Origin of the sequence: Vitiosangium sp. GDMCC 1.1324 (genome assembly GCF_003044305.1) — a bacterium.
GTDB lineage: Bacteria > Myxococcota > Myxococcia > Myxococcales > Myxococcaceae > Archangium.
Genome location: NZ_PZOX01000020.1, coordinates 1 through 16,218 on the forward strand (window position 1 = coordinate 1; position 16,218 = coordinate 16,218).

The following is a 16,218-nucleotide window of genomic DNA, read 5'->3' on the forward strand; positions in this document are numbered from 1 at the left end:
TTGGCCAGCTCGAGCAGGCGTGCTCGGTCCTGGCTCGTGAGCTCTACCTTCTCGTGCCGCAGTACCTGCTGGTGCTCGCGCTCGAGCGCCTCCATCTCGCCCAGCTTCTCGTTCCACTCACGCTCCAACGTGCGGGCCACCACGCGGTTGTCCGGGTCCACCGCCTTGTAACGGCGCTCGGCCAGTTGCGCCTCGTAACGCGCGCGCTCCAGCCGGAGTCTCCACTGGCGCTCCACCTCCTGGGCCTGCCGCTCCACCTCCCGGGTGACGGCCAGGCCCAGCTCAATCTCCGGCGGCTGGACCGTCTCTAGAAAGAGCCGGGCGACCGCCTCGTCAACGCCCCTGGCCGACACCGACCAGCAGATGCCCTTGTCGGTGAGGCGGCGGCACTCGTAGTACGGACGCGCGGGCTCCCGGTAGGAGGTCTGCATCCGGTGACCGCACCGGCCACAGAGCACCAGCCCCTGCAACAGCGCGCTCCCCTCACGGGCAGCACCGCGCTGGTCCGGCTGCTGGTAGCTGGGATGGTTGGTAGCGAGCTTCTTCTGGTTGGCCATGTACTCCTCCCAGCTGATGTAGGCCGGGTGGTGGTTTTTCAGGCACACCTTCCATGCCTCCTGCGGCAGCCGTGTGCTGCGCTGGCGCCGCACCTGCCCATCCACCAGCCCCATGTGCCTCTCATTGCGCCCGAAGACATAGGCACCGGCGTAGGTGGGGTTGTGGAGCATGGAGAGCAGCAGGGTGTAGCGCGGTGGCACCTGGCGAAGCTGGTGCGTGCCCGGCTCTCGCATGGGCAGGCTCAACCCGTTCTTCATGAAGTAGCGCAGCACGGCGTACGCGCTGCCCTCCAGGCGAAAGCGCTCGAAAACGAGGCGCACGGCTCGCTGTACCCCTTCGTCGGGGTCGAAGCGAAACCGGCTCGTTGCCTCCTCCCACTCGTAGCCCACGGGGGGCGTGAGGTGGAGAGCACCACGCCGTGCCTTGGACAGCTTGCCGCCCTGCAAACGCAGCCGCATCCAGTACAGCTCGGCTTCGCTCATGGTGCCCTTGAGGCCCAGCAGCAGCGGGTGGTGGTAGTCGCGCGGGGTGTAGACGGCCTGCTCATCGGCCAGCAGCACGTCGGCCAGTCCGCACAGGTCCAGCAGCCGGTGCCAGTCCGCCGAGGAGCGCGCCAGGCGAGAGACTTCCAACGAGAAGATGACGCCGACGCGTCCGTGCGCGACATCCTCGGCCATGCGCTGGAAGCCCGCCCGACCGTCCGCGCTCGTACCACTCTGGCCCATGTCTTCATCAATGATGTCAATGTGCTCGGGCGGCCAGCCCAGCTCCAGGGCGCGCTGGCGCAAGGCGTACTGACGGGCCGTGGACTCACGATGCTCGTGCACCTGCCTGAGCGTGGACTGGCGCAGGTACACCACCGCTCGACGCTCCAGATGCGTGGCTCGGACCTTGTCGTTCATCGCCTTCCTCCGCGTCTACGGTTTCGGCGCGCAGCGCCTTGTGCAGCAGGGCGGCCCACGTGCCGAGCAGTTGCTGTCTTGCCGCCACGGGCAGTGCCGCCCACGGCGGGCCGGATTTCTGGGAAGGACACGTTGGCATGTGTCAACGTAGGTCCACCCTGGGCCAGGGGCGTGGCAGACGGGCCATGGGTGCGACCGAGCGCCACCTGCACTGCGCTGGCAAGCGCGAGCAGAGCGGGGACGGAGAGGCGGACCGCACGACCACCGACGCTCGGCGGAACGAGGGGTGGGGAGCGGTCCGTCCACTCGAGCGGCAATCGCATGTACTGTCCGGGAGGATGCTCCACGTCGACGTAACGTCGGCCGTCCTGGCTGCGAATGAACCGGGCGACCGGCAGCTTCACTCCCTTGAGAGGGTGAGCCGGCAACGTGACGGTCACGCGCTCAATTAAGGGTGGAGGACCCGTGGCAGTGTGTCGATGCCGTCGTGAACGAGGCGGGAGGGGTGAGAGCGATTCTGGAGCACCTGGGACTGCCCACGGCAGGTGCGAGGCTGGCCCCGGCGCACGGGCCCCGCCACGCCTCGTGGTGTTGAAGCTCAAGCCGCCAGCGCCAAGAGAGCCAGGCCCCTGCCGCGCACCTCATGGGAGGGCGGCCTGGGCCGGCGTGTACCCCAAGGGGCAACGCGGCTTCTCCACCCGCCTGGCTCACTGCTCGGGCGGGCCCCCGTCAGCGGCCCTCCTCGCCACCTCCGCTCCAAGCCGCCACCTCTCAACAGGGCTCCTATCCGTCCTATACTTCCAGACCGCGTGGTGTTGAGGCTCAAGCCGCCCCAGCCAAGAGAGCCAGGCCCCTGCCGCGCACCTCATGGGAAGGCGGCCTGGGCCGACGTGTATCCCAAGGGGCTGCGCGGCTTCTCCACCAGCCTGGCGTACTGCTAGGGCGGCCCCGTCAGCGGCCCTCCTCGGCTCCTGCGCTCCAGCACTCACCCTCAACATGGCCTCTATCCCGCCTATACGCCGCTCTCGCATGAGCCGAACTCCTGATGTATAGTCGGACTATCCGCTACAGGCAGCCGCTCACCGACACAATAAGTTGGAGCAATGGAAGGCCCAATGTCGCTCCGGACAAGCCCAGAAGCAGTTAAGTGGCTAAAGCAGTTTGACGCCACTGATCTTTCCTTGGCCGAGCAACTCCTTGAGAGTTTGGTGCTGATTCCATCCAGCCGCTTCCAACGCGAACTCATTCACTTGGTCGATCACTTCAGAGCTACATGCCCGGGGCGTATTGCTCTCTATGCCGCGCGCAAGGCAGATACCCCATACTTCGAGGACAAGCGAAGCTCTCCTCAACGAGTTGAGCCCGGTATCGAGATTGGAAGCGAAGGGCAGATTGCACAAATAATAACCAACCTGAGTAGGTTGGACAGTAGATTCTTGGATCATCCTCCGATCGGCGTGCTCAGGCGATTTCGCTGCCACGATATTGTGCTCTTGGACGACGTCGTGGGTAGCGGACAGCGCATTGAGGGCTTTTTATCGCAGTTTCTTGCAATCGATACATTTAGAAGTTGGCGGTCCTTTGGATGGGTGAAGTTTCATGTTGTGGCATTTGCGGTTTCTCATTCTGGTGAAGAGCGGATTAAAAGTTTTTTGAGTAACAGGAAAAGTCATCCGCGCTGTAAGGGAGTGGAATTTCATTACGTACAAAGGCTGCCGCCAAGCACTAGGCCTTGGACTGAGCAACAGGAGAGCGATTTGAGGGCTCTGTGCCGAGTATATGGTCAGCGTGGAGGCATAAGTCCTCAGGACAGGGAAGGGCATCAACGCTCAATGTCCACTCTCGTTTTTGAGCATGGCTGCCCTAATAATGCTCCAGGCATTCTTTGGGAGAAAACCAGGAGATGGAAACCGCTGTTTCCCGATCGAGCAATTCCGCCTGGGTTGCTTGTGTGTTTTGATGAAGAGTTATCTCAAGGGATTTATGCAACTCCTTTTGAGGAATTAATTAAAGCAGATACGTCGCAGGTGAGGCGGGCAATCGGTCAAGCGGGGGTGGACTTTCTCTTGGTGTTGTCTGCGATAGCCAAGAAACTGCGGCAACTGAACGACATTGCAGATGCGACCGGATTGTCGACGCGGACAGTATGGCGAATGGTTCAACTAGCTCGTGCGTGCGACCTGCTCAATGCGGCCAACATCCTGACCGAGATGGGTAGATCGGAGTTGCAGTGCGCTCGTCGTTTGGGTAATCTCCCCGATGAACCTCCTGCTCTGCAGGATGATGCGTATTTCCCTTCGTCTTTGAGGGCCGCCAAGAGGACATCTTAGCGTTCCCCACCGGATTCCGGTGGGCCCATACGGAAACTCGGATACTGAGTTTCTTGGAAGTAGCCCCCGCAATGGCGCAAGGTGCGGTGAAGCCCGCCTGGTCCGACGTGCGCCTGGGTCGGTCTTCACCGTACCTCGCTCCGCAGTCAAAGTAAGATGTCCTCTTGGCGCCCTCATCTCTACAAATCCAATGGTATTGCTCAGGGGAGGGCCCGAGTCACTCTCCTGAATGCAATCGTTCAAGCTCAGAAAGTTCAGGCGCGCGGGCTTCCTGCAATTCTGACGTTGGGGCACTTATCTAAACACGTAGGGGTGCCGTATCTTCTCCTTAGGGAAGTCGTAAGACGCAAGCGTGACACCGCGTACAGGGAGTTTCCAGTCGCAAAAAGGTCTGGAGGCTGGCGCAGGATATATGTTCCTGAGCCGTTATTGCTTCGAACGCAGCGCTGGATTTCGCGCTATGTGTTGGCCAATCTGACGCCACACAGTGCCTCTGTTGCTTATGTGCGGGAGAGTTCGGTTTTTAAGGCGGCGGAAATGCACTGTCGCTGTCAGTGGTTGATTAAGGTCGATATTCAAGATTTTTTTGAATCGATTTCAGAGCGACAGGTATATCTTGTGTATCTCCAAGCCGGCTATCAGCCCTTGGTTGCATTCGAGTTGGCGAGATTGTGTACTTGGGTGTTTGATGAGCAAAGCCTCCGGTATAGAAGGAAACGGTGGAGGACTTCTCCTGAGCGACGCTCAGTACCTGGTGAAATTGGGGGCTACCGCGATTCCAGAATTGGGCATCTTCCGCAGGGAGCTCCTACGAGTCCGATGCTCAGTAATCTTGTGATGGCGAAGTTTGATGCAGCCGCAGAGGCCATTGCTCTGTCGGAGGGGTGCGTGTATACGCGCTACTCTGACGATTTAAGTATTTCTTCGGATGCATCCGACTTTGGTCGTTCTCGAGCAGAAAATGTGGTTCGTGAGCTTTTTGCATTGATGCGTGGCTCCGGGTTCGAGCCCAACCCAGAGAAGACTGTAATCGCTCCTCCGGGGGCCCGAAAGATCGTTTTGGGACTTTTGGTTGACTCTGACCGCCCACGCCTTAGGCGCGAATTCAAGTCTCGTCTTGAGGCTCATGTGCATGGGTTGGTCAAGTTTGGTCCAGTGCAGCATGCTCGACAACGAGATTTTAAATCCATTTTTGGGATGAAAAGGCATTTGTATGGTTTGCTCACATATGCCGAGCAGATTGACTCTGCATTCGCTGAGCCTCTGCGCAAGAAACTTGATTCAGTGGTGTGGCCCGGCGTAGAGCCATGAGTGGGTAGTAACCTGAGGTAATGGGCGAGCCAGCGGGGCACATGAGTCGGTTCATACTCAAGTAGATGCAGGCTTCGCATCACGCCTGTCCCTTTATATCCCTTACAAAGATGTCGCTCCCGTATCCACCCGCCCGAGCCGGATCTCGAGGCGCGGCGCGCCCGCTTCCTGGCCCTGGTGAGGAAGCCCGGAGAGGGTGTCAAAGGATTCGAAACGAGGGACCTGCGCGAGAGCGAGACGCGGCGTGGACGGGTGAAGCTGCCGGCCTCCATGTCTTTCCGAGGAGTTGCGGCTGGCCCGAGGGATGCATTGACCTCGCGGACGGTACGCAAGTGGCGGCGCTGGTGGTCATGATTGCCAAAAAGAGCACGAGGAGTGTGTGGGATGGTACCTCGAACGCTGCGAGCACGACTGCCGCGTGGAGTTCGAGAAATGTGAAGAGGAACAGGAAGAATCGGCGCGCCAAAGAGGAGAGAAGCTCGAGTTCTCGAGCATAGCCGAGGCGGTTGAATGGATCCGGAGCCACAAGGCCGAGGTGGCGATGGGAACCATAGTCATTGTCGCCGGTGTTTCCTTCGTCCTCGCGACGGGTGGTGCTGGTGCGCTGGTTCTGGCTCCTCTTGCCCTTTAGGCTGGATACGGCAATGAAATACAATCCCAACTTCGACGTCGACTCCGTGCTCGAAATCCTGCGCACAGTGAACGAGAAATACCCAGAAGGCTCACCGGAGGACGAAGCGCTCCGGGTTGCCGCGGTGGCTCTGTTCTACGTTCGTGAAAAACAGCGGCTGGATGATTACCGCGAGTTCTTCCGCTCGTTTTATACGCCCGCCATTGATTACGTCGTCGTCTCTCAGACGTTTGCGACGAGAGAAGAGGCGGAACAGTGGCTTGTCAGTGGCAAGGCCCGTGACGGCGAGCGTGTCAGGATCGCTGGCGAGGGCTTTCGAGTCATTCCTGTGCGCAAGGGGCCGGGATTGAGGTTTCTTCGGAGCCCCCTGCCGGAAGAATTGGTGAAGAAATATCCCCCAGAATCAGAGTGAGACCTCCACATGCCACCTTCACCCCCCGGTGGCGGGCAGTTTCTCCGGGTGGAGTATCGGCGAGGCGGGCGGTGTCCGGGAAGCTCGTGGTCGCCGCGGCCATGGCATCCCAGGCGGCCGTGGTGCGCTTGTTCGCCGAGCTCTTCTCGGCGAGGGCTGGGAGGCTCCGGACGGCGATGCCCGTGCTCGTGAAGTGCACGTGGCGCATCCCATCCACACCACCTCGGGCGGAAGGCCCGCGAGCCGCGCCACTTCCGAGGCGCTGCGCTGTGTTCCCCCGCCGATGGCCATGGTACCGGTCCCATCGGGCTCTTCTTCCCGCTACTCATGGAGGAGCAGGAGTCATGACCACCGACCTCGACTCGTTCACCGGCTTCCGTCCCCGTTCGCTTCCGGGATGGAGCCCGTTCATGTGCAGACCCTTGTGCTTCGACCGTGAGCTCGCCGCACAGGAGGCTGGCGCTTCCTTTCCGCCCGAACTCGAGCCCATCGCGGTCTTCTTCTCGGACTCGACATGCACCCAGTTGGCCGGGGACTGGGCCTTCATCGCGGTGAACGCCGACGGCGAGGTGTTCCTGGTGGACGACGAAGAAGCGCGTTCCGTTGGGCTGCGGCTCGATGGGTTCCTCGCCTCGCTTGAGCCTCCCGTTGCGATGTCCGACTAATAGACTCCGTCGAGAGCGCGCCCGGGGAGGGCTCGACCTTCACGGTGGTGCTTCCGCGCGGAGCGGAGCGGGCCTCCCCTCCGCCCTCCGCGTGACGGGGGTTACATCGTGAAGACGACCCGGTCCGAGTGAGCGCCCTCCCAGACCTCGCTCACGGAGGACAGAGGGACCGCTTCGGCCTGTACCGAGAGGCCGGCGGGCACGACCGCGCTGAGTAGCTCGCCAACGACCTGGACCAGCCGCTCGTTGGAGACACTCCCGATGCCGCTGCCGACCAGTTCCAATTGCGAGCTGCGCAGGGCAGAGGCAGGGAAGGGCAGCGTCTCGCCCGCGATGGAGCCGATCTGCACGAAGCGGACCCTCAGCTGTGGCCTGCGATGCGCGGCAACCCGGATGGCACGCAGCAGCTTCTCCGCCGGAGCGCCCCAGAGATAGTCCAGCACCACATCCACGCCGTGCGTGGAGAACTCTTCCTCGTAGCGCGCGGCCAGCGCGTCTTCCGGCTGTTCGAGCGAGATGACGGCATCCGCGCCGAGCGCCCCGAGTTGCTTGAGTACTTCGGGGTTGCGCCCGGTGACCACGACACGCCGAGCCCCCATGTGCCTGGCGATCTGGATGGCCAGCCGCCCCGCCGTGCCCGTGGCGCCGTTCACCAGGACGCTCTCGCCGGGTTGCAGATGCGCTCGCTCGCGGAGCGCGGCCCAGGAGGACATGCCTGGGTTGGCGATCGCCGCCGCGGTCACGTCGTCGACCTGGTCCGGCACCGGAGCCCAGAGCCCCGAAGCGACCACGGTCTTCTCGGCCATGGAACCGTAGGGGAATCGGGGAAAGGCGAAGTACACGCGGCTCCCATCCGCCAGTCGTCCGACACCGTCGACGCCGGGCACCAGGGGGAGCACGCCCTTGCTGCTGTAGTGTTTGCCGGCCGCGATGCTCTTCACGAGGGGACTGAGCGCGGCGGCGCTGACCCGCACGAGTTGTTCGCCCTCGCTTGCGACGGGGTCCTGAAACGTCTCGTGGCGAGGGGGTTCTCCATAACGCCGGACGACCGCTGCGTGCATTGTGTTCTCCTCCGAGTGTTGGAGCGAATGTCGCAGCGTCGGCCGGCGAGATCACGCGCAACCAGGGCGGCGGAGTGGGTTACTTCGTGCCGTCCGTGGCCGTCTTCGCGCCGCTGCCGCCACCAGTCGGAGGCGGAGCAGCGGTGGGCGGCGCCAGGTCCACCCCGGGCTCCTCCGCCTCGGCCTCCAACTCGCTCTGTCCGCCCTCGGCGATGTCCGTGGTGCCCACCACCGCGCCCGTCACCGGGTCGCCTCCTGCCTGGGGGGTGAACTCAAGCATCTCCATCGCGACCGCGCCCGGCAGCCGGAAGTCCATCGCCGTGACGCGCTGCTTGTCCCGCAGGTCATACAGTTGCTGCGCTACCGAGCCTGCTTGGATGCGCTGATCCGAGAAGAAGACATATGCCCGGACCTTCCCTTCCTCGGACGGGATGCGGAAGCTCGAGTTGTAGATGCGCTTGCCGGCGTCGCATTTGATGGACCGGTTCTCGCGCGTCATCGTCAGCTGCCGGATGACCCCCTTCTCCGACACCGTGAAGAGCAGGCAGTAGGGGTACTGCCCGTCCTTCGGGATGAACTCCACCGTGGAGCCGCCGAGGGCCTTGAGCTCCGCGCGCGCCGACGCCGCGGGCTTCTGCTCCCCCTGACAGCCCAGCACCCCCAACGCGACCACCGCCACGGTACATAGCCACCGAGTCATGTGTCCCTCCTGGAGACGTCAACCACGGTCGTGTCACCCAAGCGTATCCCGGAATCCGGGACTCCCGTCTCGGGGGGTATCCCGGCGTCTCCGCTTGAACAGTCCGTGAAATCCACCCGCGTTTCTACGCACTGCGGCATGACTCAGCGCCGCTGGTAGACGACCACCTGAGGTGTCTCGTCCAGGTAGAGCCCCGTGACGGGCGTCCTCGTCCCGTAGGCCTGCCAGAGCTCGAACTCGTACTCCCGGAACTCCTGGTGGTACTGGTACGCCGCCACGTCCGAGTCGAAGGGCCCGCCCGGCCGCAGGTCCCCGCGCAGCATCCCGTTGCGCTGGTAGTCGCGGAACGAGAAGCCATTCACCTCGTGCAGGAAGACGCGAGCGTTGCGCGGTGCGTGCTCGTTGATCCACGGCAGCACCGCCGTCACGTTGCTCGACCAGAACTGGCGCTGCATCCCCAGCGACGCCGCGCCCGGCACGCCTCCGGCCAGCTCCGAGTAGTAGCTCGTCCCGTAGGGGAACACGCGCACCAGCGCGATGAGCGCCGGCAGCATCAGCAGCGCGAAGACGGGCACCGCCACCACCGCCAACCTCAGTCCCGGCCAGCGGGCGCGCAGCCGCTCCACGAGTGACTCACAGCCCCGCGTCACCGCCACGCCCGCGAGGATTCCCAGGAAGGGCATCGAGGGCAGCCAGTGCTTCACCCCGCCGAAGTGCGGCACGTTGGGGTGGCTGATGATGAGGATGGCGGCCACGGCCTGGACGCCCACCAGCAGCTCGGCCATGGAGGGGATGCGCACCAGGGCCCGCGTGCGCTCGAAGAGGCTCAGCACCGCGCGCCCGGCGAGCGCGCACCAGCCCGTCACCATGGGCACGAAGAGGCTGGTGGGCACGGTGAGCGCCGTCTTCACCAGCACGTAGTCCAGGGGGAAGGGCGGCTCGCGCATGAGTTGGCCCAGGTAGAACCAAGCGTAGTGGTTGTGGGTGGCGTGGAAGTTCAGGTACCAGGCCGTCCGCTCCACCGGCTCGTGCCAGAGGTAGGGCCAGTGCAGGTAGAAGAGCACCGGTCCGGACACGGCCATGGTCGCCATCGGGAGCAGGGCGAGCGCCGTGGGCGCATGCACCTTGTTCAACTCGTGCAGCAGCCACAGCGAGCCCACCGCCAGAATCACGAAGAGCAGCGTGTGCGGGCTGAGCAGGAGGAACTTCTTCTGGAAGCCCGCGGGCCCCAGGCTCACCAGCAGCAGCCCGTACAGCACCGCCACGGCGGCGAAGAGCCCCAGCACGCGCCACAGCCCGGTGCGCGCGACGGGCTGGCCCTCGCTGGAGGTCCACGCGCGCCACAGCGCGAAGGGCGCGAGGAAGAAGGGGAGGAAGAGCGCGTTGTGCTTCGTGCACAGCGCCAGGCCGAAGAAGACACCGCACAGCACGCCCCAGTTCCGGTCCTCGAGCGCGCGCCAGAAGGCATAGACGACCAGCAGCCACATGGCCGCGATGGGCATGTCGAAGCAGGCCAGCTCCGCGTTGAAGTACTGCCGCGGCACGAGCAGGAACGAGAGCGCGGCGAAGAGGCCCACGGTGCGCCCATACACCGCGCTGCCCAGCAGGAAGGTGAGGGCCGGCACCAGCGCCGCCATGGCGAAGGCCGGCAGCCGGAAGGCCGCCGCCGAGCGCATCCACCCCAGCGTCTGGTGGAAGAGCAGGTGCGACAGCCCGAAGAGCTCCTTCATCAGCGCCGGGTGCTCGTGGTTGAAGTCCCAGTCGCGGACGATGGCCGCGTCCGTCAGCGCGCGCGCCGGAGCGTGGAAGAGCTGCTGGAACCAGCGCGCATAGCTCTCGCCCGCGTAGAAGTAGACGCTCTCGTCGCGCGTGAAGCCCACGGCGGCCTCGGTGGCCCACAGCGCCACGAAGGCCAGCACCCACAGCGCCAGTGCCAGCCAGCGCTCGTCCCGCGTCGCGGCCCGGCCCGTCGTCATGTGCCCTCCCTGGAGACGGTGGCCCCGTCCCCGAGCGCGAAGACGTCCAGGCACACCTGCCGCGTGTCCGGATTGTCCGCCTGCACCCAGACCTTCACCGTGCGGGGGTCTCCCATGGGCAGCACGCGCGAGGCCTTCAGCACTCCTTCCAGGCCCGGCGGCTGGGAGATCTCCAGCAGTTGTTCGTGGCTGGCCGCGTCCTCCACCCCGAAGTGCGTGGTGCTCAGGTGCGGCGCGCGCGGGAAGGCGTACTCGAAGATGATGCCGCCCTCGAGCCGCAGCTCCGTGCCCGCGGGCACTCCGTCGAACTCGGCCACCAGCCGCTGCTTCCCGCCGGGCGGGTGCATCCACAGACAGTGGCGCGGCTCGTAGTGAATCTCACGCCACTCGGGAGCCACGTACAGGTGCGGCGGTCCGGGACAGCGGTGCACCTGCCCGTCGAAAGGACAGTCCTGCCGCGTGCCGTCCTCGGACTCCAGGTAGACGCGGGCCTTCGCGTACGCCTCCGAGGCCACGAAGCGCCGGGGCCGGTAGCGGCCGTTCTCGTACAGCGTCAGCTCCAGGTTGCCCGCGCGGCGCGGGGCTCCCACGGCGGTGCGCCGGGGCAGGAAGGCGGCCTGGAAGCCGGAGACATCGGCTCGCGGCAGCTCCGGCTGACCCAGCACCCACACCCGGGGGTGCGCGCTCAGGTCGTCCTGGTCCGAGCCCAGGTAGCCGTACACCGGCAGCTCCGGCGGCAGGTAGAGCCGGGCCTTCTCCGTCCACCACGGGAAGAGCAACACCGCGTCACCGGGACGGGCCTCGGCGCGCAGCCAGTCCGCCACCGTGCGGTAGTCCGCTTCGGAGGGGAACCGGCCGGGCAGGCGGAGCTGGAAGACGAGGCAGGCGAGCGCGACGAGCAACAAGCCCCCCAGCTCCACCAGGGGGAGGGCGCGCAGGAGGGTTCTAGGACTTCGCAAGGCGGAGCTTCTGCTCGCTCTTCTCGCGGCAGAAGGTGCAGAAGGTGGGCTCACCCTGGCCGAACGACGGCGTCCAGGGCGGGTACATCGAGCAGCGCGGATCCAGGCAGTGGTGCAGGCCCCACAGGTGGCCGATCTGCTGCAGCGCGTTGCGGGCCACGGGCTTGAAGGCCGCCTCGAGGTCCTTGTACCCGTGGGTGCTGATGATGGCCCGGCTCTGGTTGTACAGGGCGAAGCCGGTGGTGGGGGCCTTGCTGCCCGCCAGCTCGCGCTCCTTCAGCTTGCGCGAGGTCATGAAGAGGACCTTGTCGTCCTCGTAGGCCCTCACGCCGGTGATCTCCGCGAGCAGCTTCTCGGCATCCAGCGGCTCGGGCGTGCCCGGGGGCAGCTCCTTCTGGCCGGAGTGCTCGCTGCCCACGCCGAACGCCGTGTAGAGCGTCTGGCAGAGCTTCGCGATCTGCTTTTCGTCGAAGGAGTCCAGCGTTACGACGCGAATCACGGGGCGTCACCTCGGACGGCGGGTCTCACTCATCGGCCTCGATGTCCTCATCCAGGCCGGCATCTGTATCGGCCTCCTCGCTCTCGGGAGGCGTCGCCTTGGGCGGGCGGCCGCGCTTCTTGGGAGCGGCGGCCTCGGCGCCCTCGGGCTTGGGCTTGGGAGGACGGCCGCGCTTCTTGGGCGCGGGGGCCTCGGCGCCCTCGGGCTTGGGCTTGGGCGGGCGGCCACGCTTCTTGGGAGCAGCGGCCTCGGCGCCCTCGGGCTTGGGCTTGGGAGGACGGCCGCGCTTCTTGGGAGCGGCCTCGGCACCCCCCTCGGCTGGCAGCGCGGCGGCCTTCTTGCGGGCCTTGGGCTCGCCTTCCTCTTCCTCCTCCTCGCCGCCAGCCTCCTCGGAAGCCTCTTCCTCCTCTTGGGGCGCCTCCTCCTCGTCGGAAGGTAGGTCCAACTCGCTGTCGAGCCCCATGAGGTCGGCGTCCAGCCCGAGCTCCTCGTCGCCCTCCTCGCGGGTCTTGAACTCGGCGGCGGTGCGCTTGGGGCGCTCGCGGCCGGGCGGGAAGAGGACCAGGTCGATGCTGTCCTCGGCGTTGCAGCCGGAGGTGCCGAGCGCGGCGGAGATTTCAGACACCAACAGGTGGCGAGCGTTGTCGTAGAGCTCGCGCTCCTTGGCGGGCAGCGGGCGCAGCTCGCTGAGCACCTGGAGTCCCTTGACGACCTCGGCCAACCCGATCAGTCCGCCTTGCGCCATGCGGTCCTGGTTGGTCCGGGCGCGCAGCTTCCAATCCAGGTCCGCCTTGTCGCTGTCGGAGCGTAGGAATTCGAAGACCTGGGTGACGTCCTCGGGGCCCGCCACTTTGCGGACGCCGATGGACACCACCTTGGCCTGGGGCACCATCACCACCGCCCCATCCTCTTCCCGGCGCATGGTGACGAAGGTGAGCTTCTGTCCAGCCACCTCCTTCACATCGATGGCCGAGACGCGGCAGACGCCCTGGTTGGGGTAGACCACCCGGTCGCCAACCGCGAGCTGTAGTGACGCGGAGCCTTCTGGCATGTCCCCCTCATCAAAGAAGAACGCGAGAGCAGAGAGGGTCGTAGCATCAACCCTCCTCGGATGCCACGACTTCCCTGCGGCGGATGTCCGGTCTCCGGAGGTCCGAGCATCCAGCCGGGCGTGTCCCCGGGGACTCCCGGGGGAGGGGAGGGCGGGAGGGTGCTACAGGATGCAACGGGTCCGTAGCTCCCATCCTCCCCGGTGAGATGGGCGCGGGTATCATGTGCCTCCCACGCTCAGCCGAGGGTCTTCCACTGGTGAACGCACCTGCCCGCATCGCCGCGCTCGTCCTCGCCCTTGCCTCCGCCACCGCACTCGCGGGGCCAGCGGTGCTGCTCTCCCCGGTGCTCGGCCGCCCGGAGTCCGTCACCCTGCACGGGCGCGTCCTCGCCGAGACGCCGCATGGCAGCACCGCCCTGTCGCGCAACCTGCGGCGCCTGGCGGCCCGCAACTGGAAGGGCGCCCGGGTGGAGGTCTCCTTCCTGGGAGTCGAGGCCCTCGTCACCAGTGGGGAGGATGGCGAGTTCCAGGTCACCCTCCAGCCGCCGAAGGGCCGCACGTTTCCCGTGGGCGGTCACGAGGCCCGGGCACTCGTGACGGGCGCGAGCGCCAGCGCCCGGGTGGAGATCCTCGCGGACACCACGCCCTTCCTCGTCGTCTCCGACTTCGACGACACCCTGGCCATCTCCGAGGTGACGCAGCCGGACAAGCTGGTGACCAACGCGCTGCTGCGCGACGCGGATACGCAGAAGGTCGTCCCCGGGATGGCCGGCTTCTATGGATGCCTCGGCACGGACGCGGGGGCGGTGCCCGCCTTCGCGCTGGTGAGCGGCTCGCCCGTCCAGTTCGGGCCCCGCGTGGGCACCTTCCTCGCCCGCCACGGCTTCCCGGCGGGCTTCGGGCTCTACCTGCGAGACCTCGGGCCGGGCACGCTCTCCGACTACAAGCAGCCCATCATTCGCGGCCTGCTGCAGCGCATCCCCTACCCGGTGGTGCTCGTGGGCGATTCGGGGGAGAAGGACCCGGAGGTCTACGCCCAGATTCGCGACGAGTTCCCCGGCCGGGTGCGCGCCATCTACATCCGCGACGCCGGCAACTCCGGGGACGCCGCCCGGTTCAAGGACATGGTCCTCTTCAAGGATGCGAGCTCCGCCGCCGAGCATGCCGTGCAGGGGGGACTCGCTCGGCGCGCGTGTGTCTCCACCGCGTTTCCTCCGGTGGCTCCACAGGCGGGGGCGGGGGTGCCATGAGAACGAGGCTCATGCTGCTGGCGGTCGTGTGGGGCGTGGCGGGCTGTCGGAAGGAGGACACGCCGGCCGAGCCGCTCTCGTCGCTCTCGCCCGCACCGCTCCCGAAGGTCGTCGCGAAGGCGGAGCAGGGGGGCGCGGGGGAGGACGCGCTCTTCCGGGTGGCCCCGGCCGAGGTGTACGGCGCGCCCGTGCCCGAGAAGGTGCTGCGGGTGGAGTTGGCGGGAGAGTCCGTGCGGCTCGGTGGGGAGCGGTTCGTGCCCTCCCGGCCCGAGGACCAGGCCCGGCTGCGCGAGCGGGTGAAGGGGCAGGGGGTGCTGCTCGTGCCCGACGCGGACACATTCCTGGCGCAGACCTCGGAGCTGCTCGCCGTCCTGCGCGAGTCCGCGAGCCAGGTGTGGCTGCTCCACCCGGACGCCCCGGTCGCCTACGCGTTGGTGCTGCGCGACGAGCAGGGCTTCCAGGCGTGGCTCGCCGAGGTGGCTCCCGGCAAGGTGCGCATCATCCAACGTCAGGACGGCTTCGAGCTCACCACCAACATGGGGAAGCTCCCGGGGCCCGACGCCAATGGCCCCTCCGTTCCCGTCCGGGGTGGACGGCAGGACATCGCCACGCTGCGCACGGGGCTGGGGAAGCTGAAGGGCCGCTTCACCACCGCCGAAGACATCTGCCTCGTGCCGTCCTTCGGCATGGAGCTGGCCCAGGCCGCGCGGGCCCTCAGCGGGGTGTACGTGGGGCCCGGCGAGCCCCTCTTCGAGACGCTCTGCTTCGTCTACCCGACGCCCCGGGCTCCCGCCGTGGCTGGGACTCCGGCGGGCCAGTAGGGCGCGGAGGACCGGGAGGACACACGAAGGGTCCCCGGTAGCCTCGCGGTCCACAAGGGCGCGGGGCTCCCGGCCCCGGAGTCTCTCGGAGAGCCGTCTTTTCCGCATTCCGGCACATCCCTTGCTTGAGGACGGCTCGCGCCAGTCACTCCGGCTGGCGTCCGCAAGAGGATGATTCGCGTGAATCTCAAGAGGCTGTTCATCGCGGCGCTGTTGCTGCTCGTCGCTGCTCCCATGAGCGCGAGGGCGCAGGATGTGGATGGTGTGGAGCGGTGCGGTACGAAGTACCCGTTCTGGTGGCTCCACCGGGGGCCGCGCGGGCCCATCATCATCGACAACATCAAGGTCGACCCGGCGGGTGACGACTTCAAGGTCATCGTCACCCTGAAGAACATTGGCCAGGACTACTTCCAGGGCGGGCAGCCCTTCGCGCTGACCCACTCGGTCGTCCGCGCCGATGGCTTCGAGGATCCGGGTTCGCTCCAGCCCCCGAAGGACGCGGGCGCGCTGCTCTTCACCGAGACGCTCCAGCTCGACAAGGTACCGGGCCTCAAGTCGGGGGAGACGGCCATCGTGACGGGGCTGGCCAAGGCCTACGAGAAGAGCGGCGTGAACCACCTGGTCTCCACCAACATCTACAGCTGGGAGCCGGGGGATGACCTCTGCCCGCCCTGGCCGTGGCCCAGGCGCTGGTGGATCCGCCCGGTGCCGCCGTTCCCGTGGTGGGATGACATCTTCAAGGTCGTCGACTCGTCCATCGAGCCGGTGTCCTCTCAGTTCAATGGCTACGAGGGGTATGCCGTCAACGTCACCCTCCAGTACCAGGGCAAGGACGTCCTCAAGGCGGGGCAGAGCGTGCGTCTGACCCACAGCCTGGGGGTCTCCGCTGCGGGCAACTGGAGCCCGGACCAGGACTACGACCCGAACAATCCCATCAACCCGTACGCCTTCTTCTTCCGGGAGCGGCTGGCCGACAGCGTCCTGGAGAAGGACCTGTACCCCGGCGACTTCTTCACCGTGAAGGGGCTGGCGAATTCGCCCAAGGAGGCCAATGCCCTCCACACGCTGACGGTGTCGGTGGGCTTGCAGTGA

The 16,218-nt window shown here is 66.0% G+C and carries 15 protein-coding genes; 8 read left to right on the top strand and 7 right to left on the bottom strand.

The features are described 5' to 3' along the window. On the bottom strand, positions 1 to 1,460 hold a 1,460-nt coding region (locus DAT35_RS41780), incomplete at its 3' end, for a recombinase family protein (protein ID WP_108074901.1). 1,115 nt (positions 1,461 to 2,575) lie between these two features. Between DAT35_RS41780 and DAT35_RS58475 the strand changes: the two genes are divergently transcribed. The 5 genes from DAT35_RS58475 (at position 2,576) to DAT35_RS41820 (ending at position 6,809) form a co-directional block, all read left to right on the top strand. Beyond that, on the top strand, positions 2,576 to 3,790 hold the full coding sequence (locus DAT35_RS58475; RefSeq protein ID WP_158502113.1) for a hypothetical protein: 1,215 nt from the start codon (positions 2,576 to 2,578) through the stop codon (positions 3,788 to 3,790). A 156-nt stretch (positions 3,791 to 3,946) separates the two neighbouring features. Then, positions 3,947 to 5,101, top strand: a complete 1,155-nt coding sequence (locus DAT35_RS41805; RefSeq protein WP_108074904.1) for a reverse transcriptase family protein — start codon at positions 3,947 to 3,949, stop codon at positions 5,099 to 5,101. 379 nt (positions 5,102 to 5,480) lie between these two features. Then, complete coding sequence (locus DAT35_RS41810) at positions 5,481 to 5,732, top strand: hypothetical protein (RefSeq protein ID WP_233262024.1); 252 nt, start codon at positions 5,481 to 5,483, stop codon at positions 5,730 to 5,732. Positions 5,733 to 5,745: 13 nt separating this feature from the next. Next, positions 5,746 to 6,144, top strand: coding sequence for a hypothetical protein (locus DAT35_RS41815; RefSeq protein WP_108074905.1), 399 nt, complete (start codon positions 5,746 to 5,748; stop codon positions 6,142 to 6,144). Positions 6,145 to 6,488: 344 nt separating this feature from the next. Then, positions 6,489 to 6,809: a hypothetical protein gene (locus tag DAT35_RS41820; RefSeq protein ID WP_108074906.1), complete on the top strand. Its 321-nt coding sequence runs from the start codon at positions 6,489 to 6,491 to the stop codon at positions 6,807 to 6,809. A gap of 101 nt (positions 6,810 to 6,910) precedes the next feature. Here DAT35_RS41820 and DAT35_RS41825 read toward each other — a convergent pair whose 3' ends face one another. The 6 genes from DAT35_RS41825 to DAT35_RS41850 all read right to left on the bottom strand — a co-directional run bounded on the left by DAT35_RS41825 (position 6,911) and on the right by DAT35_RS41850 (position 13,055). After that, positions 6,911 to 7,870: a zinc-binding alcohol dehydrogenase family protein gene (locus DAT35_RS41825; RefSeq protein WP_108074907.1), complete on the bottom strand. Its 960-nt coding sequence runs from the start codon at positions 7,868 to 7,870 to the stop codon at positions 6,911 to 6,913. 79 nt (positions 7,871 to 7,949) lie between these two features. After that, the gene (locus tag DAT35_RS41830) at positions 7,950 to 8,570 is read right to left on the bottom strand and encodes a hypothetical protein (RefSeq protein WP_199243165.1); all 621 of its coding nucleotides are present in this window, start codon (positions 8,568 to 8,570) and stop codon (positions 7,950 to 7,952) included. A gap of 143 nt (positions 8,571 to 8,713) precedes the next feature. After that, positions 8,714 to 10,546 carry a glycosyltransferase family 39 protein gene (locus DAT35_RS41835; RefSeq protein WP_108074908.1) on the bottom strand — a complete coding sequence of 611 codons (1,833 nt, stop codon included), beginning with the start codon at positions 10,544 to 10,546 and terminating at the stop codon, positions 8,714 to 8,716. Next, entirely contained in the window at positions 10,543 to 11,505 is a 963-nt protein-coding gene (locus DAT35_RS41840; protein WP_108074909.1) for a hypothetical protein, read from the bottom strand. Before DAT35_RS41840 ends, DAT35_RS41835 begins: the two co-directional genes overlap by 4 nt. After that, complete coding sequence (locus tag DAT35_RS41845) at positions 11,492 to 12,004, bottom strand: hypothetical protein (protein ID WP_108074910.1); 513 nt, start codon at positions 12,002 to 12,004, stop codon at positions 11,492 to 11,494. The genes DAT35_RS41840 and DAT35_RS41845 overlap by 14 nt, the downstream gene beginning before the upstream one ends. A 25-nt stretch (positions 12,005 to 12,029) precedes the next feature. Further along, a complete protein-coding gene (locus tag DAT35_RS41850; protein WP_108074911.1) occupies positions 12,030 to 13,055 on the bottom strand; it encodes a CarD family transcriptional regulator in 1,026 nt (341 codons plus the stop codon). A 257-nt stretch (positions 13,056 to 13,312) separates the two neighbouring features. Here DAT35_RS41850 and DAT35_RS41855 point away from each other — a divergent pair, with 257 nt between their 5' ends. The 3 genes from DAT35_RS41855 (at position 13,313) to DAT35_RS41865 (ending at position 16,218) form a co-directional block, all read left to right on the top strand. Next, on the top strand, positions 13,313 to 14,305 hold the full coding sequence (locus DAT35_RS41855) for a phosphatase domain-containing protein (protein WP_233262025.1): 993 nt from the start codon (positions 13,313 to 13,315) through the stop codon (positions 14,303 to 14,305). Beyond that, positions 14,302 to 15,126 (top strand): hypothetical protein, encoded by an 825-nt coding sequence (locus tag DAT35_RS41860; protein ID WP_233262026.1) that lies wholly within the window; start codon positions 14,302 to 14,304, stop codon positions 15,124 to 15,126. Before DAT35_RS41855 ends, DAT35_RS41860 begins: the two co-directional genes overlap by 4 nt. 180 nt (positions 15,127 to 15,306) lie before the next feature. Beyond that, positions 15,307 to 16,218, top strand: a complete 912-nt coding sequence (locus DAT35_RS41865; RefSeq protein WP_146210101.1) for a hypothetical protein — start codon at positions 15,307 to 15,309, stop codon at positions 16,216 to 16,218.